The sequence below is a fragment of the Arthrobacter sp. PM3 genome (genome assembly GCF_003352915.1).
Lineage (GTDB): Bacteria > Actinomycetota > Actinomycetes > Actinomycetales > Micrococcaceae > Arthrobacter.
Genome location: NZ_CP022314.1, coordinates 1,367,641 through 1,388,975, shown reverse-complemented (window position 1 = coordinate 1,388,975; position 21,335 = coordinate 1,367,641). Strand labels below are relative to the sequence as shown.

Here is a 21,335-nt window from a genome sequence, read left to right as displayed (position 1 = left end):
TGGAACCGGCGGGCCCTGCCTTGCAGCGTCCTGTGAGCTGTTCCGTCCTGTGAGCTGTTCCGTCCGATCGCGCCCTCGCGCAACGAGGCGCCTACTCGCCGCCAGGCACACCGGCCCCTTCCGCGCGATCACACTCCACCCTGCCTAGATGCGAAGGGCCGGTTTCCTGCGGCTCGTGGTGAAGTGCTCCGTGACCAACGGAATGCCGACGGCAAGCCCGAGAGTCAGCAGGACGAGGGCACCGACCGCCCGATCATTGCGCACGGCAACATAGGTCACGTAAGGCAGTCCGGGAGATAGTTCGGTACTTATCTGGGCAGCTGTTTGAATGCCGTTGTCCGTCTGGGTTTGCGACGACAGGTCGGAAATTCTTCCCACGAGTTGATTGAGCATTTTGGTGGCTGCTTCAGCGGAGTCGGCAACAACTTCCACGGTGATCACTGGCCGGCTAAAACTCAGTTGCCACTGACCGCCGGAGCTGGGAATGTACACGGCGTGGGTGTTTCGGGCGCCCGTTCCGTACAGGGGTGCCGATGTGCTGCGTGGAGCGGTGCTGGGCTGCTCGGCATTGATTCGGTGTTCGATGATGGCGGCAAATGACAGCGTCTGGGCTGGATCTGCCTGGAGGAGATTCCCGCCAAAAAGCGCTGACGGAGGCAGGAAGAGTACATCCGCGCGGCTGTAAAACACTCCTTCCACACCCTTGGCGGCAAAAGTCACCGGGAGCATCATGAGAATGACAAGGAGTGCCAGGAGCCTTCTGCGCAAGATGGTGCTGGCGTTGGCTCTGAGGCGGTGCAACAACCGGGTCCACGTGCCCATCATCGTTCCTCTGTTGTCTCAAACCCAGTGCTGGGTATGTTGCAGTAACAGCCGCACAGTCCCATGATCATGAAGAGCGTGCCGCAGGCCTGCGAGAAGGCGAAGGCATCGAAAAAGGCAAGAATCATGCCGCCTGCAAGCATGGACGCGAACAGTGCCGGTCCCAGTCCCCGCATGGGTTGGGTGTTCCATGACCGCCGGCGCTTTAGGGGGATGATCATTGCTGCGAGTACCAGTGCCAGCAGGGATGCCAGACCCACGACGCCGATTTCAATGGTGCTTAGCAGATATTGGTTGTCGACGATTCGGTAGGCAGGCGTGAAGGTTCCAAAACCGCGCCCGAACAGCGGACTGATGGAAATGAATGACAGCGCCGTGCCGTAGCTGTCCGTCCTGGACGTGACGCTGGTGTCGTGTTCGGTAAACATGGCGAGGATGGTGCTCGCCATCCCGGGCACGACCAGGTAGAGCGCCAGCGATCCGCAGGCAGCTGCGGCGATCATGGCTCGCCGGGCAGCGCGGGGCCAGGAGGGAAGAAGCACCAGAAAGACGGCGGCCGTCGCGAGGAGCGCCGATCGGGTGACGGAGAGGGCGGAGGCCATGGTGATCAGCACCACGGGGCTCCAGCGGGGAATGGCGGGCCGTTGCTTGTCATGGATGGCCATAGCCAGGGACAGCGGCAGGATCATGGTCAGGACCACCGAATACTCCAGTGGGTGGAGGGCCGTCGAGACGGGCCGCGGAAAGCCGTTCCGCGCGTTGATCCCCGCATCAACGGACGCTGTGAGCCCTGGGATCTGGATCGTGTCAACGAAGCTTGTTCCCGTAAAGAATTGCACGATTCCAAGGCCGGCATACGCGGCCCCCAACCAGCAAAGGCGGCGTGTCAGCAGCAGCAGACGCTCTTCGGTGGTTATGCCGTCGTTTGCGACAAGCAGGATCCCCACCAACGCCGCGACGCGGACCAGCCCGAGGTCCGCTACGCTTGCGTCGGCGGCGGTCAGTGGAGTCAGCGCCGACACCGCGTAGCTGGCCACACAGGCCCCGAAGAACGTGAAGGCGCCGACGCGGACCCATTGGATCCTGGGCCGCAGCACTGGGGTTGCGACGTTGATTTGGTGCCAGCCCCACCAAAGCAACGCTGCGGTGGCGAGCAGGGACGCCAGTGATCCTGCGCCCCCCAGGGGCGCAATGCGCCGGTCAGACGGGACCACATACAGCAGGACTGCATAGGCCGTAAGGACCGTTGTGGCGTCAGGCCGGATCCGGCCGAGCTCGCCGCGAAGCTCGGCCAGACGGGCCAGAGCTGGTGTTCCAACGTTGGACATGGCTAGGGGTTCGAAGTCGCGGTCGGAATTTCAAACTCCTGATCCCGGGCGAGAGCATTACCCAGATTCCCCTTGCTTGCGCCCGCGGCTCGCCTGCGGGCTGTGGGCTGTGACTCGAGATTCGGAGTTTCCGGCTCCGGCAGAAGCGCCGGTACCTGATTCGACGCTTGTATGCGATGTTCATCCCGTTTTTTTCTCCTCGATGTCAGGACCCGGTCCAACAGCGCCGTCACCAGGACGGTGACTGCGAGACCGCCCGCGACGGCGGCCAGGAGCACGCGCAACTGGTCCTTGATGAGGAGGACTGCGGTATGGTCCTGAACGACCGTCATCACTTCAACCCGGTTGAAGGTCGGAATCCGAAGCTGGTCCTGCATCACGGCGAGGTTTGCGGGGATAACCTTCACCACCTCCTCCAGTAGTTCCATGGCGCTTGCCTGTGAGCCGGCGGTGGCAGTTATCAGCATGACGGGGCCCGGGGAAGCTGGGTCTTTCTCGACCAGGTAGCTCAGGTCTCCGCGGCCTTGAATCAACGGTTCTTCGACCTCGGCGGACCTGAGCCTGACAGTCAGGACTGTCAATGCCTGTTCCAGTCCACCCATGTAGAGGTAAGGGTTCCCCTTCTCTCCGACCAATGAGGAGGGCGGCAGAAGGACAGCCGTCGAGGTGGCCTGGTATGAAGGGGGAACGGCGGTCCAGACAAACAGTGCTCCGGCTGCTGTGATGAGAATACCCGCGAGGGCGAAATACCACCGTCTCAGGAGTCCCCAACCAAGATTGTGCAAGAACATTGCCCAGCTCCCCTCTTCCATTCACGTGACCCGGCGGGGCCACGGAGCAAACTACTTCTGATTTCAGCGGGAGACCTGATTCCGCTGCACCGGGCGGGATGCCCATTCGGCCTTTAGCCGGTCGATGCCCTCCTTTCCCAGCACCGACATCGCTGCGCGCTTGAGCGCCTCACGCCCGAGATCCCGGGCGTAGCGTCCCGGCCGGGCCACCAGAAGGTCGCGTGCAAGAGCCGCGCGTCCCGGGTTCACTGCACCGTCCAGCAGCGCGCCAAACAGGGGTTCGAAGGCCTCAACCGTTGTGAGTCGTCCGCGGATGCGGTTGCTGACATTGGTTCCATGGATCACCTGAAGCCAGGCGGGATCCCCTCCGATTTCAATGACGTTCATGGTCCGGCCAAGCAGGTTGTGCCAGTCGGCCCAACATGTTTGTGCAGAATGCCAGTCCTCTTGAACCGAGCAGAATGCATTTGCCCTGTCGGTTCTGAGGTAGAGCCCCGTTCCGGAACGGATAAGTCCGTGTACCAAATAGATGGCAGCACGCTGCTCGCCGACGGGAACTTGTTGAAGCCGGGCGACGAAATCCGAGGCCAGACCATCGTCGTTGTCCAAGTTGGTGGTGAGCAGGCGCGGCGCCTTCGCCCCGGTAACCGCGCGGAGATCCGTCACGAGTTCCGCCTGACTGACCCGTGCCCGGTAGATCGGTGTGAAGACCGACCCACGGGACAGCTTGTCGATCCTGGCTTTCAGCCACTCCGGACTTTGCGGATCAAAGTAGATCACCCAGTTGAACGAACGTACCGTCTGGTTTTCCACTGACGGCAGGCAGTAGCGTTCGAAAAGCTCAACGCGGGTGCGCAGCCAGCCTTCTTTGGCCCGGACGGTACTTTCGGCACCTTCGGAGGGAAGATTGAAACGGGTCAGGATCACGTGGTCCACGTCGGTTCGCATGTCATTCCTTCGCTAGGCTGACGGCGGTGCGGGTGCTGGCAGTCTTGCTTGCGCGTGCGTCCACGAGTGCCAGCAAGGCGGACGACCGGGCGCTCCAAGAGTGCGAGCCGGCAAAGCTGCGGCGCCGGGCTTCGGTCGCCGGATCCGACGGCGTGCGCAGGGCCAAGTGCACCAGATTCAGAAATTCGGTGTGATCCTTTGCCACCGCCACGTCCTCGGAATCCAGCCAGCGCACGGCGGGGAGATCCGTGGCCACTACCGCCAAGCCTGCTGCCAGATAGTCCAGGGTCTTCAGGGGAAAGCTGGCGCGGTTGAACTCACTGCTTACGTAGGGTGTCAGGCCGACGCTGGCAGTGGCGAGATAACCGGGGAGGGACGCTGCCGGAAGTTTGCCCAGCCAGCGGACTGTGTCGGCGGCAAGAAACCGGTCCAATCGCGCACTGAACGCCGGGTCCTTGTCGGCACGGGGCCCGATGACGAGCAGCGGTGTACCTGATTCGGCCAGCTTTTCGAGCAGCGCAAGGTCCAGGCGTTCGTTCAGCGTTCCAACAAGTGCCGCCGTTCGGCCTCGACTGCTTTGGGCAGTTCCCGCGGGGAGCACACAGCCATTGGGAAGGAGCCCGGCTTCGACTTGCCGCCCGGGTTCCCGGTTGAGCGTATTGACCAGGTGCGGTGACACCGCCAACGTGATGTCGGCGCGTTGCAGATTGCGGACCAGGTTCTTTTTGACCAGCCTCAGGGAAAGCCCCATTAAGTCCGCACCTGAGACCCAATCGTCCGTGACATACAAAATTTTTGTGCCGGAGACTCTGTCCGGGAGGGTCATGACGGGCGAAGTGCACATGACGGCGGCAGGGGCGACCCCTAGTACTTTCAGGCAACGGTTAATGACGTTGTAAAGAGCAGCCGCCGTGAGGGGGGCTACCGCTCCCCTGGTGGCGCCGGGAACAAAAAGCCACCTCAGTCGCGTGATACCGGGTGCAACGTCCTGAAGCTCAATGCCTCGGAACAGTGCCCGCGCACCGCGATCGAATGCGCGATGGACGGCGAGCGGCGGGTCCACCCACAGCACAGGGATGTCTTCCCCCAGCGCGGCGGCCAGGCGCCGGTCAGTGCCCTCGACGTCGTCCCACCGATTTCCTGAGATGTAGACGAAGATCTTGATGGTTTTGCTGTCTCGAAAGTTCACAGCATCCCCCCCGGGCTCGTCGTGGATCCCTTTGCGCGTGCAGCGGTTCGCGCCCTGACTGGCCTGGCGTTGAAATCGTCGGCAGCAAGCCGTCCAAAGAGCCGTTTGGCGTGGGCGGCCACCTGGTATTCGATCAGCTGCCGCACCGCCAGTGCGTCCGACACGGGGCTGGACCGACGCGGAGCGCTCAGGGCCTGACGGTAAAAGTCCTCCTGAAACTTGGCGGCCCGGTCGAGAGAAAATCTGTCCTGAACGGTCCGCCGGCCCAGTTCGCCCAGTGCCGTCCGCTGCTTGTCATCGGGCAGGAGCCGGCGCAGAATTTCCACCAGGCGCCCTTCCCCTGCATGTTTGCCGGGGCCGACTCCGAACCAGCCTTGCTCCAGGAATTCTGGAAGCGTTTCAGGGGTGACCAGATTCCAGTAGCCCATTTCTCCTTGCACGATGAGCGGCTTGGCAAAGGCCATGGCGCGCAGGGCGGAGCCTCCCATGCCCAAAGCCACGTCTGCCAACAAGTACGCGGGCCGAGGATCTTCGAGCTGACCGGTCAGGACGATTGTTCCCGGGCCGTGCAATTGGTTGATTTCCCGGGCCGCGGCCCGCACAACATCCCTCTCTGGACCGTCACCGACCAGGAGCAGTTGGATTTTCATTTCCCCGGCCAGGGCACCAACTGCCTTGATGGCGGCAATGATGCCCTCAAGCTTCAGCTGTTGGGCAAGCCTGGTGACCAGGACCACGGTGTGGGCGTCAGGGTCGAGGTTCCAACGCTGCCGGAAGTCGTCCAAGGGCAGTTCCAGGAAGGGGTTGTTGAGCTTGACGTCGACAGGTGGTTCCAGGAGCCCGACGCTGGCCCGACCGAAAGCGACTTCCGTAGCAAGGATTTCGCGCGTCCCCACCAGCAGGGGCATCGTCTTGGGAATAAACGGTGCAACTGCCATGGACATCACAGTGCACACCACGGCCGTCCCGGGGTTGCGGTCGGCGGCGAGCCGGGACTCCAGGGCAGGTGGCCATTCATAGCCGTGCACTATGTCGATCTTCCTGTCGCGGATGACCTCAGCCAGTGCGCGCACGATTGTGCGGGACGGCTGGTGGTGCGGCTTCGGGGCAGCAATGAACTCCAGTCCCAACTCCTTGATTCGAAGGGTCAGGGAGCCGGGCTGGCCGAACATGATCACGTCATGGCCCAAGGCGCGCACCGCGGCTGCCAGTTCTATCGCGTTGAGCTGGCTTCCGCCCATATTCAGGTCATGGGGGTAAACAACAATCCTCATGCCGGCACCTCCTTGGGCGCGGGGCGGCCAATGGTTCGCAGCAGTCTGAACTGGTCCGCTTGCCCGCGAACCAGGATCGCGGCACCCACGAGCGCGGCAACGCCTCCGGCGATGAGAGCCAGGAACGGGTCCGGGATCATCGATGCCGCTGCCCACGCCAGCAGCCCCGTGATAACCGCAGTCATAAGGGGGAGCAGCATTTTTCTGGCCAGCGGGTGCAGCCGTATGCCGCTCTTCTGCAGTTGCCAAAGGTACAGGGGCAGTACGACGCAGCAGGCAACGAAGGCTTGCGCCGCGGCGATCCCCGCCAACCCAAACCATGTTGCCCCGGCGACAAGCGCGGGTACCAGCACCAGCAGACTCGCAGCCTGGATCATCAGGACCGTCCCGGACTTTCCCAACACCACGAGGAAGTCATAGGCAAGATCACAGAACACTTTAGAGATCGCTGCTACGGCAAGCCAGGACAGTGCCGAAGCGGCGGGCAGCCACGCTTGGCCGTAAATGAAATTCACCATGGGGACCGCGCCGCCCACGAGGAAGAAGACGGGAGGAAGCGCTGCTGATGCCAGCAGGGCGATGATGGAAGTCAGCGCTGCGTTCATGGCGGGACGGTCATGCTGCAGTGTGGAAAATGACGCAGGGGCGACCCGTCGCAGTGGCTGGGCGACGATGCTGACTGGCCAGTTGGACAGGTTAAATGCCAACGCGTAAAAACCCAGGGCGGTGGAACCCAGGATGGTACCGACCGTCAATTGGTCCGCGTAGCTGACCGCAAAGAAAATCAGGCTGGTGCCGGCCAGCGGCATCCCGAAGCGAAGCAGGGGTCCAACCAGAGAACGGTCCAGCCCGAACCGATACGGGAGGGGTGAGGCCGCCAGAAACACGACTCCGGAGATGAGGCTGCCTGCAACACGGCCCACCGCCAATGCCATCGCTCCCATTCCGGCTATGGCCAGAAGGACTGAGAGGACCGCTCCAATCCAAACGTTCACCTGGTCCACCAGCAGGCGGGTCTTTTCGCGGAATCCGCGCTGGAGTAGTGCGGCCGGTGACGCAACAATCCCATTGATGAAGACACTCGCGATGAGCACCCGAATCACATCGGTGGCTTCAGGGTCGCCCATCGCTGCGGTGAACAGTGGCGCTGCGAAGAAAGCACCGCAGCAGAACACGGCGCTGCCAACGACGGAGATGGTGTTGACCGTCGGGGCAATTTCCCGCGGGTCTCCCGGCCATCGCACGATTGCCAGAGAGACTCCGAGCTCGTTGAAACTGAGGATGGCCATCAGGGCCACGAGGGCAATGGCAAAGGTTCCGAATGACTCCGGCCCGAGCAGGCGGGCCAGCAGTATGCCGATCGCCATGGTTCCCAGCCGGGAGAGCGCTGTATTGAGAAGGCTCCACGCGAAGGCATTGGTGGCCCCGGGCGCTGCAACGGCGGTCTTCATGACCAGTTCCTCGCCTCGATCAGGGCACCCACCACGCGTTCCTGCTGCGCCTGAGTGATGTGTGGATACAGCGGCAGCGAAATGATGCGGCCGGCGGCGTGCTCCGTGACAGGGAACGAGCCTTCCCGCACCTCCGGGACGGCGTAGGCGCCACTGAGGTGCACGGGTACCGGATAGTGGACCCCGGCCTGGATTCCAGCGGCCTGAAGGGCGGCGAGCACGGCATCGCGGTCGGGGACACGAACGACGTACAGGTGCCAGACATCCACATTGCCGGGAGCCTCGCGCGGGGTTTCCACCCCCGGCACGTCAGCGAGCATGCGGCTGTACCTTTCAGCTGCGGCCCGCCGTTGCTGGTTCCACATCTGGAGCTTCATGAGTTTGGCGCCAAGCACTACTGCCTGGACGGCGTCAAGACGCGAATTGAACCCTACGACGTCGTGCATGTACTTGGTCAAGCTTCCGTGGGAGCTGAGCGTACGCACTTGGGCTGCCAGCCCGGCGTCGTCCGTCATGACGGCACCGGCGTCGCCGGCCGCCCCCAAATTCTTGCCGGGGTAGAAACTGGTTCCGGCAGCCAGCCCCAGCGTGCCTGCTGAACGGCCGAACCGGGTGGCGCCCTGCGACTGCGCGGCGTCCTCGATGATGACGGCGCCGCAGGCCGAGGCAATAGGAATGAGCTGCTCCACGAAGGCCGTCTGACCGAAGAGGTGCACCGGCACAATGGCCCGGGTACGCGGCGTGACAGCGGCTGCCACGGCCTGAGGGTCGATCAGCAAGTATTCAGGATCGACGTCGACCAGCACGGGGACCGCGCCAATCCGGCTTGCCGCCTCCGCGGTGGCGATGAAGGTGTTTGCCGGAAGGATGACCTCGTCGCCGGCCGCAACTCCGGATGCCCGCAACGCCAGTTCCAGCGCATCGGTTCCATTGGCCACGCCTATGCAGTGCCGGGCACCCAGGAATCCGGCGTATGCAGCCTCGAATTGTGCCACGGCCGGACCACCGACAAAAGCCGCTTTGCTGAAGACGTCCGCGAGCCCCTCCATGACCTCCGCGTTCACTTCGGCCTGTTGCGCGACCAAGTCCACCAAGGGGACGGAAGCATCCGCCCTCAGCGGTATGCCCGCGCTCATTGTCCGCCCCCGAAACAGAACGCTTCACGGTCCAGTCCGTGCGCCGGGACACCGACCCAGGTCTCGCCGTCGGGCACGTTACTAAGGACCGCGGCCCCCATCCCCACGACCGCGTTGGCTCCCACCGACGTCCGTTCCCGCACACTGGAATTCATACCGAGGTGGGCGGCATGGCCTATCCGCACCCCGCCGCCAAGAGAGGCGCCGGCGGCAAACGTTGCGAAGTCCGCGACGACGGCGTCGTGCGTGAACGTGACGCCGGGCATTGCCACGACGTGCGAACCCAAGGTCACAGAGGCGGTAAGCGTTACGTTCTGCAACAGAATGCTGCCCCGCCCGATCCGGCATCCTTCAGGTATGCGGACAGCCGGGTCCATGACGGTGGCATAGCGGTTGGCGCCAATGCCCAAGGCGCTCAGGCGTTCAACCACCGCCCTTCGGGACTGCCCGGAATCCTGGCAGACCAGGAAGAAAGCGTGAGTGTAATGGACCGAGTCATCGATGGTTCCCAGGACTGGCGCCCCGTCCACGTCGGTCCCGATCCTGTCGGCGTCGTCGTCAAGGAATCCGACGACGTCGTATCGTCCGCTGCTGCGAACGGTAGCCAGCACTTCACGGGCCAGGCCCGTGGCGGCGATCAGCAAGAGCTCGCTCACTGGTTCACCATCCTCTTGCCCGTGACGCCGGCGCGGGACTGCGGAGCGCACCCGGCAGCCACAGGGTTGAGGCGGGCTGGCAGCATCCGGGCGAGGGTTCCGTCTGCGCCGGATGCTGCCAGCCCCTGTTCGTGGGTCCGCTGTGCAGCAACGGGCCCGGCAATCCGGCCGGAATTGACCGGATTGAATCTGTGATGGGTGTCCGCGGTCCCGGCAAAGCGGAACTTTATGCCGGACGCCGATTGGCTCGCTCCGGGTTGCCTGTCCCGACCTGCCACTCGCCAAGCCGCCATCCCCCACCTTCTCTCCCGCCGCACCATAACGGCGCGGCGCCGATTGTTCGCGGATCCTGCCGGTGGTCCTTGCGACCCGGTTCGGCAGTTCATTCCGTGTGCCTACGAAAAAGCTAGCGCGGACGGACCGGCAAGAACCGGAATCGGGTGCTTGATGTGGTCCGGGGGAGAGAAGTATGCGGGATTTGCGGGATTGTGGATGTGGTGTGCACCATCGCCGGACAGTCGAAACTTCAGACTGACAGCGGGGATGTCCCGCCGCTCAGTGCTGGTGCTGGAACGGGTCCTCCGGCAGAAACGAGGCACGTCAGCTGGGAGCGTGACTGAACCCCTAGCTTTCGATATATCGCGGTGAGGCGCACTTCAACCGTTCTGACGGACACGAACAGGGATGCTGCAATTTCCTTGTTGCGCCGGCCCCGGGCGACGAGCTGTACAAGTTCGCGCTCCTGGTCCGAGAGCAAGGGCAAGACCGGGCTCTGGATCTGAGGAACATCCCGCAGCTGGTCACCGAGCAGCTGCGCGTCTACTGACTGTGTCCATGACGCGGCGCCTGCCTCTTCGAACAGCGCCTTTGACCGGAGCAGGGCAGTTTTGGCGTCATTGTGCCTGCCGGACGTCTTCAGCCGGTCGGCATAACAAAGCAACGTCCTGGCCCGCTCGAACAGGGAATCGTCCTTCTGCCACGTATTCAGGGCCTGGACGAAGAGCTCCAAAGACTGATCGCCCTCAGCGACCAAGGCCCGGGACCGGGAGACCGCCATCCGCAGCCACCGGGATTTCAGGCCGGCCGACCGGTATTCCATCCCAGTGAGTACCCGGGCGCCCTCGCGGCGGCGGCCCGACTTGACCAGTGATTCCACCAGGTCTGCCTCGCACCGCAGAAGGGCCGGGTTGCTGAAACCGGTTCCGATCTCGGCAGCCCTGGACAAGAGGGTGCAGGCGTCTTCAAGGTCACCCCGCATCAGGGCAAAATGCCCCTGGCACGCGAACAGCTGCGCTGCCGTCTGCGGTGGCGCGTCAGCGCTGACAAACTTTTGAGCCTCGGCGAGGCAAACCTGGGCCTCCACCGTGTCCCCGACAGAATGGGCCCGCCAGAGCAGAAAGTTGTTGCGCATTCCAAGGTGATACTGCCGGCTTGTTCCCGAACCGGCAATTTCATCAATTAGGGCAATGGCGGCACGAAAGTTTCCGGCGCGGATTTCGTTGTCCGCCGCGAAGTATCGTGCCGTCTCACTCCAGTTCGCATCGCTGCTTGCGCTCAAGTTCCGCACCAGGGAAAAGAGGTCGCGGGCTCCCTCGTAATTCTCGGCATAGGTCAGGGCACGCCCCTTGAGCAGCAGCGATGCCGGGGAACTGCTGACGCCTGCGTCGGCTGCCCGGGAGATCCGCTCAAGCCGCCCCTTAACGGCGTCAACCATAAGATTTGCGCGCTGGTTCACAGCCAAAGCCTCGCCGGAGGCGTTACCCAGGAATTGTTCCGCTTGCTCCAGCAGTTCCTCGGCATCCTCGACTTGCCAGCGCTCGACCATATGCAGCGCGCCGATGGACAGCAGACAGGCCGAGAGTCCCGGATCATGGTGCCCAAACTCCTTGACGAGCCGAACCATCATGCTCGGCCGTACAGAATTGCCCTTCATCAGCTCTATCTGGAAATCGAGGCCGGTAAGGCGCAGCGTCAATGCCCGGTTCTTCGTAATCCGCTGCGCCCAGTCCAAGTAGCGCTTCGCATAAACGAATTCACCTCTGCTAAACAGCACTTCCGCGACGGTGCCCAGCCGCGCCGCCGTCTCTGCTTCCCAGGGATTGATGGTCAGGGCACGCTCGATGTACTCAACCGCGGAGTGCGTCTCGCCCGCGCGCACAAGTTCAATGGCATGCCGGAGCAGGCTGAATGATGTGTCGCGGCGGACGCCGGGGGTGTAGCTCAAGTGCCAGGGCCACGCCTGGCGGTCCGCGGTTTCGGCAACCGCAGCCAACGCCTGGTGATGGGCTGTTCTCTCAGCCGGGGGCAGGGCGGAGAAGATGTGCGCGCGCAGCATTTGGTTCTGAATTCTGACGTACGAACCCGTGCGGACAGCAATCCCGGCGGAGACAATTTCTTCCACACCCTCCCGTAGGTTTCCGGGCATCTCTTCCAGGAGAGTGATGCTGCTCTGGTAAGAAAGGGAAAGCAGGTCAAGTGCCCGGCGCGCGTGCGGTGAAAGTCCTGAAATTGATGCAGCGAGTTCAGGTTCGAAGCTTCCGTTCCAGTGCAGGGGGGTAGGAAATGCGTAATTTCCCTGCGGCCGGCGCTGCGTCAGCTGATTGAAAAGACCAATCGATGCCAGCGGATTGCCATCAGTAGCCGTCGCAACAGCGTGCATTGTTGCCGCGTCGGCCTGTCCAGGCATGTCCTCGAGCATTTTTATAGTGTCGCTGCGGCTCAGGTTCTCCAACCTGAGAGTGGCCAGCCTGGCAAACGGACTTTCCGGCGCCTCACCGCGCATGCCTGCAATGAGCACAATTCCCGTGCCGGCGAGCCGCCGGGCCAGGAAGCCCAGGACAACCTGGCTGGCAGAATCCAGCTGTTCGGCGTCGTCAATAACCACAACCGTCCGGTCCGCCGACCATTGCCGGAGCGCGGACAGGAGCATCGTTGAAATGTCTGCAGCCTCCAGGCTTCCACGCGGCGAGGTGGCCACATAGTCGGCGAGGGGCGCCAACGCGGGATCGTCAATCCCGTTGAGCAGGGCGGTAAGCCCGGAAAAAGGCCATTCCGATTCTGAGATATTGGCGCGGAGGAGGACTGTGCGGTACTCATGCAATCCCGGAATCTCCGCGAGCAGCGAGGACTTTCCGCTTCCGTGGCTTCCCGTGACCGTCATCGCGGACTCGCGGGCACTTCGGATCAACGCGCGGATACGGGCGATTTCCTTGTCTCGGCCAAACAGAACCATGGACCCCCCATTTCATCCCCTGAGACCGCCCGGACCGGCATCATTTCCCTTTCGGAGCAATGAAGCCGGTCCGAGCCGTTTAATCCGCGGTCCAATACTTCTTCCAAAGCAAAGATCAGGGATCAAACTCCGGGGCTGGAGCGGAATCCCTGACCAAATGGCCGCGCTGTTGCCAATGTAGCTTGGCTCCCAGCCGGGGACTAGGAAGTTCGGATAATCGAGTACAGGGTTTGCAAAACACGAGTAATTGGCCCCGGGTGTACTCAGATGGGGCTGCAGGACCGTTCGCATAGCCGGCGCGGCACCCACCCGGGCGTGCGCAGCAGCGTGTCGACCTAGGCGGTGAGCCCGACCACGAGGTTGAGGGTGGCGGCCAGGATGATGGTCCCGAAAACATAGGACAGCAGGCTGTGCTTCAGGGCCTCGGCCCGCACGCTGTGGTTTTCCAGGGCGGTGTCCGAGACCTGGTATGTCATGCCGAGGCTCGTGGCAAGGTAGGCGAAATCCGTGTACTGCGGGGGGCCGTCCTGGTTGAAGCTGATGCCGCCCACGGCCGCTCCGGCCCGTGGCTCGGTGCTGTAATACAGCTCGGCGTACCGCAGGGTGAACAGGGTCTGGACCAACAGCCAGGACAAGGCCACCGACGCCAGGGCCAGGACGCCGCCGCCGAGGCGCGTGGTGGTGTTGCTGCTGTGCGAATCGATGACGACGGCGACCACCGCCACCAGGCTCGCTGCGTTCGTGGCCAGGATCAGCAGGTCGGTGACGCTGCGGGACGGATCCTCCGCCGTGGCGTGCGCTTCGGTTTCGGCCGGGCCGAGGCGGCCCACCACGAGCCACACCCAGATCACGTAGCAGGCCGCGGCGCAGCCCCACCCGACCGCCGGGGCCTCCACCCAGTAGCCGGCCAGGCCGGTCAGACCGGCGGCCAGCACCCCCACCAGCACCATGACGGCGAAGCGGAGCCGGCTGCGCCGGACCGGGGGCGGCACGGCGGCGGAATCGGTGTCGGTGTCCATTTTCAGATCATGGCACAGACTGTGCTTACGCTCCCCGACCGCCGGACGTGCGGCGGTTTTCCACATGGGTCAGTTTCCCGGTTTCCGACGCCGGGCGGCCCCGGCTAGCGTTGACGCGTCGGGAATCGTCGAATCACCTTCCGATGCACTAAGATAGTGAAGTCTGTGCTGCGCCCAGCCTCCGTTCCGGCGGCCGGGCAGTGCAGGGCACCGCAAATGAACCTCCTGTTACGGAAATGCCGTAACCGCTTAGCCCAAAGGAGGTGGGTTCACATATGCGTCCTTACGAATTGATGGTAATCATCGACCCCGAGGTCGAAGAGCGTGCCGTTGAGCCGTCGCTTCAGAAGTTCCTGAACGTCATCACCAACGATGGTGGAACCATCGAAAAGGTTGACATCTGGGGCCGCCGTCGCCTGGCTTACGAAATCCAGAAGAAGTCCGAGGGTATCTACGCCGTGGTGAACTTCACCGCTGAGCCGGCTACCGCCAAGGAACTTGACCGCCAGCTGAGTCTCAACGAGACCATCATGCGCACCAAGATCACCCGCCCCGAAGAGCAGAAGGTTGTTGCTGAGTAATTCAGCCGACGATTTTCAATCTTCATCCCCGCAGGAACGCACAAGGAGGCAGTAGATGGCAGGCGAAACCACTATCACGGTTATCGGCAATCTCACCAATGACCCCGAACTCAGGTTCACGCCGTCGGGTTCGGCCGTAGCGAATTTCACCATCGCGTCTACTCCCCGCACCTTCGACCGGCAGTCCAATGAGTGGAAGGACGGGGAAACCCTGTTCCTCCGCGCGTCGGTCTGGCGCGAAGCCGCCGAAAACGTCGCCGAATCCCTCACCAAGGGCATGCGCGTGATTGTCTCCGGCCGGCTGAAGAGCCGTTCCTACGAAACAAAAGAAGGCGAGAAGCGCACCGTTATCGAGCTCGAGGTCGATGAAATCGGCCCGAGCCTGCGCTACGCCAATGCCAAGGTCAACCGCACCCAGCGCTCCGGCGGCCAGGGTGGGCAGGGCGGCTTCGGCGGCGGCAACAGCGGCGGTTTCGGCGGCAACTCTGGTGGAAACCAGGGCGGCAACTCCGGCGGAAGCTGGGGCGGCAACCAGTCCGCAGCGCAGGACGACCCCTGGGCGACGCCCGGGGTCAGCAACGCAGGCGGCGGCTGGGGCAACGGCCCGGACTCCGAACCTCCCTTCTAAACAACATCTAAGGTCCGGCAACGAAAACCGCCGGGACGCCGCGAGGCGTCCGGGCACGGACTGTGCCGGATCACCACCATCCCGTGGATCAATATCCACGGGCTCCAACGAATAGGAGCTCCACGATGGCTAAGGCTGAACTCCGTAAGCCCAAACCAAAGTCCAACCCCTTGAAGGCCGCTGACATCACTGTCATCGACTACAAGGACGTAGCATTGCTGCGCAAGTTCATCTCCGACCGCGGAAAGATCCGCGCCCGTCGCGTCACCGGCGTCACGGTGCAGGAACAGCGCAAGATCGCCCAGGCAATCAAGAACGCCCGCGAAGTTGCTCTGCTGCCTTACTCCGGCGCTGGCCGCGGCTAAGGAAGGGATTAACTAACATGGCAAAGCTCATTCTGACCCACGAAGTAACCGGTCTCGGTGCTGCTGGCGATGTTGTCGAGGTCAAGGACGGTTACGCCCGTAACTACCTGCTGCCCCGCAACTTCGCCCTGACCTGGTCGAAGGGTGGCGAGAAGCAGGTTGAGTCCATCAAGGCTGCCCGCGTTGCCCGCGAGCACGCTTCCCTGGAAGACGCTCAGAAGCAGGCCGCTGCACTCTCCGCCAAGCCGGTCAAGCTGGTCGTCAAGGCCGGCGCTACCGGACGCCTGTTCGGCACCGTCAAGCAGGGCGACGTGGCCGACGCTGTTGAGGCCGCTGGCCTCGGCCGCATCGACAAGCGCAAGGTCGAACTGCCGGCACACATCAAGTCGACTGGTTCCTACCAGGCAAACGTCCGTCTGCACGACGACGTTTCCGCTGTGATCGAACTCGACGTCGTCGCCGGCAAGTAGTCACTCAGCGCAGGTAGTCTTCACGGCTGCAGCCTGTACGGCCGGAAGGCCCCCGTCATCGGAAGCCCCTAGGGGAACCGGAAGCGGGGGCCTTCTGCGCTTAACCGGGTCCTCAACGCAACTCGGGGTCAGCCGTGGTGGAGCACTGTGGTGGCGTGCCGGTACCCGCGGCGGACCAGCTCGGCCAAGACGTGCTCGTCGATGTCCTCGAGCTTGTTGATGTACAGGCAGCCGGCGCCCAGCTTGTGCTTGCCCAGCCCGCCGAGCAGTCCCGCCGCCTCCGGTCCGCACGTCAGGCCGTACAGCGAGAGGCTGGACTTCCGGGGCGAGAACCCTACCGCCGGGGCATCTCCCTCCCGGCCGCTGGCATACCTGTAGTGGTAGCGGCCGAATCCCACAATCGTCGGGCCCCACATTTCCGCCGGCTGGCCGGTGAGCCCGGACATCAGTGCCAGCAGCCGGAGCCCGTCGGCGCGCCGGACCGGATGCCCGACGGCGGCGAGGAACCCGTCCACGGACGCGCCGGTTACCTGGGTCTTGTTCTCCGCCATGAAGGCAGTCTGCCAGATTCCGGCCAGCGCCGGGTCGGGCGGCTGCGGGAATAAATCCCCGCGGCCGCCGCTTGTGCAGGTAGATGCAAACGCATGTAGTGGCGTTGCCGACCTGGATTCAACTTAGGAGCACTCCGTGGAAACCCGCCGTATCACCGTTATCTCCGCCGGCCTCGGCGTCCCGTCGTCAAGCCGCCTGCTCGCCGACCAGCTGGCCGCGTCGGCCCGGCGGCAGCTGGCCGCGGCGGGGTACGCCGTGGACATCGAGGTCGTGGAACTGCGGGACCTCGCCGTGGACATCGCGAACAACTTCGTCACCGGCTACGCGGCACCGCGGCTGGCCGAGGTGATCGCCGGCGTCGAGGCCTCGGACGGCCTGATCGCCGTCAGCCCCGTCTTCAGCGCGTCCTACAGCGGGCTCTTCAAGTCGTTCATCGACGTTCTGGACCCCAAGTCGCTCGAGGGCAAAGCCGTCCTCATCGGGGCCACCGCCGGCACGGACCGGCACCAGATGGTCCTGGACTTCGCACTCCGGCCTCTCTTCACCTACCTGCGCACCCGGATCGCCGCCACAGCGGTCTTCGCCGGTCCCCAGGACTGGGGTAACAACGACGACGGCGGCTCGCCCCTGTCGGTACGGGTGGACCGTGCCGGCGGAGAGTTCGTCCGCCTGCTGCAGGACGCAGAGTCCCGGCATAAGCCTGCCGCGCTGGAATCGCTGCCGTTCGAGCAGTTGCTTGCGGGCATCTCCGGCCGGCAGTAGCGTCCGGCGGCCGGGCCATCGCCCTGCTCAGTCGTCGAGCAGGGCGATGAACTCCCTGGCCTGCTTCATGGAAATATCCGAGTGGCGGGTCAGCGCAGTCGCCGCCGCCTCGGTGTCACCGCTCTTGGCCAGGGTGCGGATCCGCCCGTAAATCTCGTCATTGAGCATGTTGCTGCTCACCTCGCGCGTCACATCGCCTTTGCTGGCAATTGCGCGGTAGCGGTACGGGAAGCGCTGCGGCACGTCGTCCTCGTCCGGGACGGCCGGGCTGGCAGCCTCGGGGGCGCGGTACGGCTGGGGGTGCGCCGCCATCGCCGCGACGGCGTCCCGGGACGCCCGCAGGCCCTCGCCCGTGGCCTCCAGGTACACCTTAATGGCGGCCATAGCCTGCCCCTGTGCGATTAGCGCATAGATTCGCCGGTGCTGCTCCTGGTTGAGCCGGGCGGCCGACACCCGGGCCAGCTCGGCGGAGTCGGTGTCCGGCTGCGGCGGGGCTGCCGGCCGGGAACGTTCGCCGCGGCGGCTCCACGCCCTGACCACCAGCAGCACGCCGGCGGCCACGAGCACCAGGATCAGGACGGGAATGAGCAGGGAGTCCATGGGCTACAGCCGATCTTTGTGATTCTTGGCGGTGGTGGTGTCAGAGTGGGCTGCCTCCCACGGCAGTACCCTGGTCTTGGTCTTCCGGTGACCGCGGGCATGGACCTCAGGCAGCTGCTGCGGCCGGGGATTCTGGCCGGGTCGGACGGCGGCTTCCACCCGGGCGCGGGCCGCGATGGCAGCCTGGACCTGCTCCGCGTAATGGGCCTGGGACTTGACGGCCAGTTCCCGCTGGTAGCGCTCGGCGTCCGACATGCCGAAATTCCTGGGTTTCAGGGCCGTGGCGACTGCCCACAGCACCGCCGCCAGAATGAGGGCAGGCAACATGACCAGCAGTACATCGCCCATGCCTAGAGCTTATGCCAGATTGCGGTTATCCACAGCATGTTCCCGACCGGGTAATGCACCCACGGCCAGCGCCTGTTCCGGGGCCGGTGTGAGCCGACTCCGCGCCCTTTCAGTGCCGATGTCGGTGGGTGCTCCCTGCCGATTGCTCCTGCGGCCGTGAGTCCGGTCACAAAATGTGTATATCGGCGGGCAAATACGGCGCCCTCTGCTGTGTGGTATCCCCAGCCGCAAGGTTCCGGCTGTGGATGAAGCCTTGCAAAAATTGTTTTGTGTCCACAAGATGAATCCAATGTTTCCGCAGGTCAACGCCGGATTACAGACGCAACTTTTTTTCTATCCACAGGCCTGCCCACAGACTGTGCACAAGCATCAGCCACTAATGCACAGGTTATCCACAGGGGTGCGCGCCGGCCGGGTTGGTGCCTGCGGGCTCGGGGGATAACGTTGCAGGAGACCGGGCGTTGCGGCGCGAATCCCCAGGTTGCTGGCGGTGTCCGCCCGCGGCCCGGCGTCGCGATCCGGACGGCTGCCGGCCCACCTGTGATGTTGAAAACGGCTGCGCGAAGTATCCGGCACGAACTGTCGGAGCTGGCTGATAGGAATCGAACAGCCGGCTCTCGCCGGGAGCATGCCGCAGGGCGCCACGCAGTTCAGGCACCGGCGGACTTGAGGCACAGGCAGACCCGCCCGGCGAACCGATGTCCGCCGCGGCACACAATGAAGGACGGCAGTTTTGTCAGTTACGCATCTGGACTCAGTCGAGGGCACCCGGGGAGCCGAGGGCAGCCGCAAGCCGCCGCAGGACATCCCTGCGGAACAGTCGGTTCTTGGCGGCATGATGCTATCCAAGGACGCGATCGCCGATGTCGTTGAGATCCTGCGCGGTCAGGACTTCTACCGCCCGGCCCATGAAACCATCTACGAGGCCGTCATCGACCTCTACGGCCGCGGCGAACCCGCGGACGCCGTGACGGTCTCCGATGAGCTGACCAAGCGCGGCGAAATCAACCGGATCGGCGGCCCCGCCTACCTGCATGAACTCATCCAGACCGTTCCCACGGCCGCGAACGCCGGCTACTACGCCGAAATCGTGGCCGAGCGCGCGGTTCTGCGCCGCCTCGTCAACGCCGGCACGAAGATCGTCCAGCTCGGCTACGGCCAGGACGGCGAAGTCGAGGACCTTGTCAACCAGGCCCAGGCCGAGGTCTATGCCGTGGCCGAGCGCCGCACCGCCGAGGACTACGTGGTCCTCAAGGACGTCATGGAATCCACGGTGGACGAGATCGAGGCCTCGGGACACCGCGGCGAGGGCATGGTGGGCGTCCCCACGGGCTTCTATGAGCTCGATGAACTGACCCACGGCCTGCATCCGGGCCAGATGATCGTCATCGCCGCGCGCCCGGCCGTCGGTAAGTCCACCTTCGCGCTGGACTTCGCCCGCTCCGCCGCGATCAAGAACAACCTGACCACGGTCATGTTCTCGCTGGAAATGGGCCGCAACGAGATCGCCATGCGCCTGCTGTCCGCCGAGGCCACGATCGGTCTCCAGGACCTGCGCAAGGGCACCATCAAGGACGAGCAGTGGTCCAAGATCGCCACGACCATGGGACGCATGAACGATGCCCCGCTGTTTATCGACGACAGCCCCAACATGTCGCTGATGGAGATCCGCGCCAAGTGCCGGCGCCTGAAGCAGCAGCACGATCTCAAGCTCGTGATCCTGGACTATCTGCAGCTCATGAGCTCGGGCAAGAAGGTGGAGTCCCGCCAGCAGGAAGTCTCCGAATTCTCCCGTGCCCTGAAGCTCCTCGCGAAGGAACTCCAGGTCCCGGTCATCGCGCTCTCCCAGCTGAACCGTGGCTCGGAGCAGCGTCAGGACAAGCGGCCCATGGTCTCGGACCTGCGTGAATCCGGTTCCATCGAGCAGGATGCCGACATGGTGATCCTGCTGCACCGTGAAGACGTCTACGACAAGGAATCCCCGCGCGCCGGAGAGGCGGACATCCTGATCGCCAAGCACCGTAACGGCCCCACGAAAGACATCGTGGTCGCCTTCCAGGGCCATTACTCGCGGTTTGCCAATATGGCGGCCGACGCCGGAGGAGGCGGCGGCTTCTAGCTAGCCCTTGCCCTCGCCGGCCGCGAGCAGGTGGTTGGGCAGCCGGTTTCCGGGGGCCCGGCCGCGGATTTCCAGCAGTTCGCGGGCGTGGGCATGCAGCCGCTTGTCCTCCTCGGAGACCGGCACCCACTGCGGGATCGGGACCGAGGTACCCGCCTCGTCGCGGGCCACCATGACCGTCAGGCAGTAAGTCGTGAGGTTCAGTTCGCGCCCTTTGGGATCACCGGAGCGGACGTGGACGGCGATATGCATGCCCTTCGTGCCGGTGTAGACCAGCCGGGCCTCCACCTCCACCACATGGCCGATCAGCAGCGGCCGGTAGAACCGCACGCCGCCTGAGAAGACGGCCACCGTGTCCCTCCCGCAGTACCGGGAGGCGCAGACGTAGGCGGCCTCGTCGATCCACTTCATGACGATTCCGCCGTGAACCTTGCCGCCCCAGTTCACGTCCATGGGGGCCGCCATGAACCGCAGCACAACGCGCTCGGCCGTGCCGGCGTCGGTATATTCCTGTCCGCTCATGGCCTGGACGATGTCCTCGCGGACCTTGATCCGGGCCAGCGCGTGGTCCCGCTGCTCGACTTCCGCCGGCGTCGCCGGCTCAAACTGCGGCACCGGAATGGGCCTGCCGTCGGCGCCCACGGCCACGAAAATCACCATGCACTGGCTGCGCATGGTGGCGGGGCCGCCCTTGGGATCGCCGGAGGACACCACGGTGCGGATATGCATCGAGGACCGCCCGGTGTAGACGATCGTGGCCTCGACCTCCACCATGTCGCCGCTGTTGACCGGATCCGCGAAGTGGATGTTGCCCACATAGGCCGTCACGCAGTAGGACTTTGCCCAGCCGACGGCGGCGGCATAGGCCGCCTTGTCCACCCACTCCAGCACGGTGCCGGCGTCCACCGAGCCGCTGTGGCCGACGTCGGTGGGGGCCGCCAGGAAGCGCAGGGTCACGGAGTTGGGCGCGTTCTCGCTCATGGTGCGAGTGTACTGAAACGCCTGGCAGGCGGGGATATGCGACGGCGGGCAGCCACCTTCCGGTGACTGCCCGCCGTCGACTG

At 64.1% G+C, this 21,335-nt stretch carries 21 protein-coding genes; 6 read left to right on the top strand and 15 right to left on the bottom strand.

Annotated elements, in window-relative coordinates; genetic code table 11:
• Window positions 1-144: 144 nt before the first annotated feature.
• From CFN17_RS06440 to CFN17_RS06390, 11 genes are all read right to left on the bottom strand, one after another.
• Window positions 145-720 carry a hypothetical protein gene (locus CFN17_RS06440; protein ID WP_222612661.1) on the bottom strand — a complete coding sequence of 192 codons (576 nt, stop codon included), beginning with the start codon at window positions 718-720 and terminating at the stop codon, window positions 145-147.
• A 101-nt stretch (window positions 721-821) separates the two neighbouring features.
• Window positions 822-2,150, bottom strand: a complete 1,329-nt coding sequence (locus CFN17_RS06435) for an O-antigen ligase (RefSeq protein ID WP_208750543.1) — start codon at window positions 2,148-2,150, stop codon at window positions 822-824.
• A gap of 2 nt (window positions 2,151-2,152) precedes the next feature.
• Window positions 2,153-2,941: a hypothetical protein gene (locus tag CFN17_RS06430; protein ID WP_208750542.1), complete on the bottom strand. Its 789-nt coding sequence runs from the start codon at window positions 2,939-2,941 to the stop codon at window positions 2,153-2,155.
• 63 nt (window positions 2,942-3,004) lie between these two features.
• Window positions 3,005-3,889 carry a glycosyltransferase gene (locus tag CFN17_RS06425; protein WP_208750541.1) on the bottom strand — a complete coding sequence of 295 codons (885 nt, stop codon included), beginning with the start codon at window positions 3,887-3,889 and terminating at the stop codon, window positions 3,005-3,007.
• A 1-nt stretch (window position 3,890) separates the two neighbouring features.
• Complete coding sequence (locus CFN17_RS06420) at window positions 3,891-5,078, bottom strand: glycosyltransferase (protein ID WP_208750540.1); 1,188 nt, start codon at window positions 5,076-5,078, stop codon at window positions 3,891-3,893.
• Entirely contained in the window at window positions 5,075-6,352 is a 1,278-nt protein-coding gene (locus tag CFN17_RS06415) for a glycosyltransferase family 4 protein (protein ID WP_208750539.1), read from the bottom strand. The genes CFN17_RS06420 and CFN17_RS06415 overlap by 4 nt, the downstream gene beginning before the upstream one ends.
• Window positions 6,349-7,803 carry an oligosaccharide flippase family protein gene (locus CFN17_RS06410; protein WP_208750538.1) on the bottom strand — a complete coding sequence of 485 codons (1,455 nt, stop codon included), beginning with the start codon at window positions 7,801-7,803 and terminating at the stop codon, window positions 6,349-6,351. Before CFN17_RS06410 ends, CFN17_RS06415 begins: the two co-directional genes overlap by 4 nt.
• The gene (locus CFN17_RS06405; RefSeq protein WP_208750536.1) at window positions 7,800-8,939 is read right to left on the bottom strand and encodes a DegT/DnrJ/EryC1/StrS aminotransferase family protein; all 1,140 of its coding nucleotides are present in this window, start codon (window positions 8,937-8,939) and stop codon (window positions 7,800-7,802) included. Before CFN17_RS06405 ends, CFN17_RS06410 begins: the two co-directional genes overlap by 4 nt.
• The gene (locus CFN17_RS06400) at window positions 8,936-9,595 is read right to left on the bottom strand and encodes a NeuD/PglB/VioB family sugar acetyltransferase (RefSeq protein WP_208750533.1); all 660 of its coding nucleotides are present in this window, start codon (window positions 9,593-9,595) and stop codon (window positions 8,936-8,938) included. The genes CFN17_RS06405 and CFN17_RS06400 overlap by 4 nt, the downstream gene beginning before the upstream one ends.
• Before the next feature lie 526 nt (window positions 9,596-10,121).
• Window positions 10,122-12,827 carry an AAA family ATPase gene (locus tag CFN17_RS06395; protein WP_208750528.1) on the bottom strand — a complete coding sequence of 902 codons (2,706 nt, stop codon included), beginning with the start codon at window positions 12,825-12,827 and terminating at the stop codon, window positions 10,122-10,124.
• A gap of 335 nt (window positions 12,828-13,162) precedes the next feature.
• Complete coding sequence (locus CFN17_RS06390) at window positions 13,163-13,846, bottom strand: DUF1345 domain-containing protein (protein ID WP_208750526.1); 684 nt, start codon at window positions 13,844-13,846, stop codon at window positions 13,163-13,165.
• 275 nt (window positions 13,847-14,121) lie between these two features.
• Here CFN17_RS06390 and rpsF point away from each other — a divergent pair, with 275 nt between their 5' ends.
• The 4 genes from rpsF (at window position 14,122) to rplI (ending at window position 15,890) form a co-directional block, all read left to right on the top strand.
• On the top strand, window positions 14,122-14,427 hold the full coding sequence (gene rpsF / locus CFN17_RS06385) for a 30S ribosomal protein S6 (protein WP_026266755.1): 306 nt from the start codon (window positions 14,122-14,124) through the stop codon (window positions 14,425-14,427).
• Between the two features lie 55 nt (window positions 14,428-14,482).
• Window positions 14,483-15,055, top strand: coding sequence for a single-stranded DNA-binding protein (locus tag CFN17_RS06380; protein ID WP_208750524.1), 573 nt, complete (start codon window positions 14,483-14,485; stop codon window positions 15,053-15,055).
• 125 nt (window positions 15,056-15,180) lie between these two features.
• Window positions 15,181-15,420: a 30S ribosomal protein S18 gene (gene rpsR, locus CFN17_RS06375; protein ID WP_003800144.1), complete on the top strand. Its 240-nt coding sequence runs from the start codon at window positions 15,181-15,183 to the stop codon at window positions 15,418-15,420.
• 17 nt (window positions 15,421-15,437) lie between these two features.
• The gene (gene rplI / locus CFN17_RS06370; RefSeq protein WP_018775331.1) at window positions 15,438-15,890 is read left to right on the top strand and encodes a 50S ribosomal protein L9; all 453 of its coding nucleotides are present in this window, start codon (window positions 15,438-15,440) and stop codon (window positions 15,888-15,890) included.
• Window positions 15,891-16,018: 128 nt separating this feature from the next.
• On the opposite strand, the gene CFN17_RS06365 is transcribed toward rplI, so the two are convergent.
• The gene (locus CFN17_RS06365) at window positions 16,019-16,441 is read right to left on the bottom strand and encodes a DUF1801 domain-containing protein (RefSeq protein WP_208750522.1); all 423 of its coding nucleotides are present in this window, start codon (window positions 16,439-16,441) and stop codon (window positions 16,019-16,021) included.
• 136 nt (window positions 16,442-16,577) lie between these two features.
• Here CFN17_RS06365 and CFN17_RS06360 point away from each other — a divergent pair, with 136 nt between their 5' ends.
• Window positions 16,578-17,204, top strand: coding sequence for an FMN reductase (locus CFN17_RS06360; protein ID WP_208750521.1), 627 nt, complete (start codon window positions 16,578-16,580; stop codon window positions 17,202-17,204).
• Window positions 17,205-17,231: 27 nt separating this feature from the next.
• Here CFN17_RS06360 and CFN17_RS06355 read toward each other — a convergent pair whose 3' ends face one another.
• Both CFN17_RS06355 and CFN17_RS06350 read right to left on the bottom strand, forming a co-directional pair.
• Entirely contained in the window at window positions 17,232-17,804 is a 573-nt protein-coding gene (locus CFN17_RS06355) for a hypothetical protein (protein WP_208750519.1), read from the bottom strand.
• A 3-nt stretch (window positions 17,805-17,807) separates the two neighbouring features.
• A complete protein-coding gene (locus CFN17_RS06350) occupies window positions 17,808-18,152 on the bottom strand; it encodes a hypothetical protein (protein WP_208750517.1) in 345 nt (114 codons plus the stop codon).
• A 733-nt stretch (window positions 18,153-18,885) separates the two neighbouring features.
• On the opposite strand from CFN17_RS06350, the gene dnaB reads away from it, so the two are divergent.
• Window positions 18,886-20,271: a replicative DNA helicase gene (dnaB, locus tag CFN17_RS06345; protein ID WP_208750515.1), complete on the top strand. Its 1,386-nt coding sequence runs from the start codon at window positions 18,886-18,888 to the stop codon at window positions 20,269-20,271.
• Here dnaB and CFN17_RS06340 read toward each other — a convergent pair whose 3' ends face one another.
• A complete protein-coding gene (locus CFN17_RS06340; protein ID WP_208750511.1) occupies window positions 20,272-21,252 on the bottom strand; it encodes an acyl-CoA thioesterase in 981 nt (326 codons plus the stop codon).
• Window positions 21,253-21,335 lie beyond the last annotated feature (83 nt).

Bases quoted from the DNA above. Each gene is read 5' to 3' on its own strand.
- rpsR (WP_003800144.1), top strand. From the start codon at position 15,181: ATGGCTAAGGCTGAACTCCGTAAGCCCAAACCAAAGTCCAACCCCTTG.
- CFN17_RS06425 (WP_208750541.1), bottom strand. From the start codon at position 3,889: ATGCGAACCGACGTGGACCACGTGATCCTGACCCGTTTCAATCTTCCC.
- CFN17_RS06380 (WP_208750524.1), top strand. From the start codon at position 14,483: ATGGCAGGCGAAACCACTATCACGGTTATCGGCAATCTCACCAATGAC.
- CFN17_RS06355 (WP_208750519.1), bottom strand. From the start codon at position 17,804: ATGGACTCCCTGCTCATTCCCGTCCTGATCCTGGTGCTCGTGGCCGCC.
- CFN17_RS06350 (WP_208750517.1), bottom strand. From the start codon at position 18,152: ATGGGCGATGTACTGCTGGTCATGTTGCCTGCCCTCATTCTGGCGGCG.
- CFN17_RS06395 (WP_208750528.1), bottom strand. From the start codon at position 12,827: ATGGTTCTGTTTGGCCGAGACAAGGAAATCGCCCGTATCCGCGCGTTG.
- CFN17_RS06430 (WP_208750542.1), bottom strand. From the start codon at position 2,941: ATGTTCTTGCACAATCTTGGTTGGGGACTCCTGAGACGGTGGTATTTC.
- CFN17_RS06415 (WP_208750539.1), bottom strand. From the start codon at position 6,352: ATGAGGATTGTTGTTTACCCCCATGACCTGAATATGGGCGGAAGCCAG.
- CFN17_RS06410 (WP_208750538.1), bottom strand. From the start codon at position 7,803: ATGAAGACCGCCGTTGCAGCGCCCGGGGCCACCAATGCCTTCGCGTGG.
- CFN17_RS06405 (WP_208750536.1), bottom strand. From the start codon at position 8,939: ATGAGCGCGGGCATACCGCTGAGGGCGGATGCTTCCGTCCCCTTGGTG.
- CFN17_RS06340 (WP_208750511.1), bottom strand. From the start codon at position 21,252: ATGAGCGAGAACGCGCCCAACTCCGTGACCCTGCGCTTCCTGGCGGCC.
- CFN17_RS06390 (WP_208750526.1), bottom strand. From the start codon at position 13,846: ATGGACACCGACACCGATTCCGCCGCCGTGCCGCCCCCGGTCCGGCGC.
- CFN17_RS06365 (WP_208750522.1), bottom strand. From the start codon at position 16,441: ATGGCGGAGAACAAGACCCAGGTAACCGGCGCGTCCGTGGACGGGTTC.
- rplI (WP_018775331.1), top strand. From the start codon at position 15,438: ATGGCAAAGCTCATTCTGACCCACGAAGTAACCGGTCTCGGTGCTGCT.
- rpsF (WP_026266755.1), top strand. From the start codon at position 14,122: ATGCGTCCTTACGAATTGATGGTAATCATCGACCCCGAGGTCGAAGAG.
- CFN17_RS06435 (WP_208750543.1), bottom strand. From the start codon at position 2,150: ATGTCCAACGTTGGAACACCAGCTCTGGCCCGTCTGGCCGAGCTTCGC.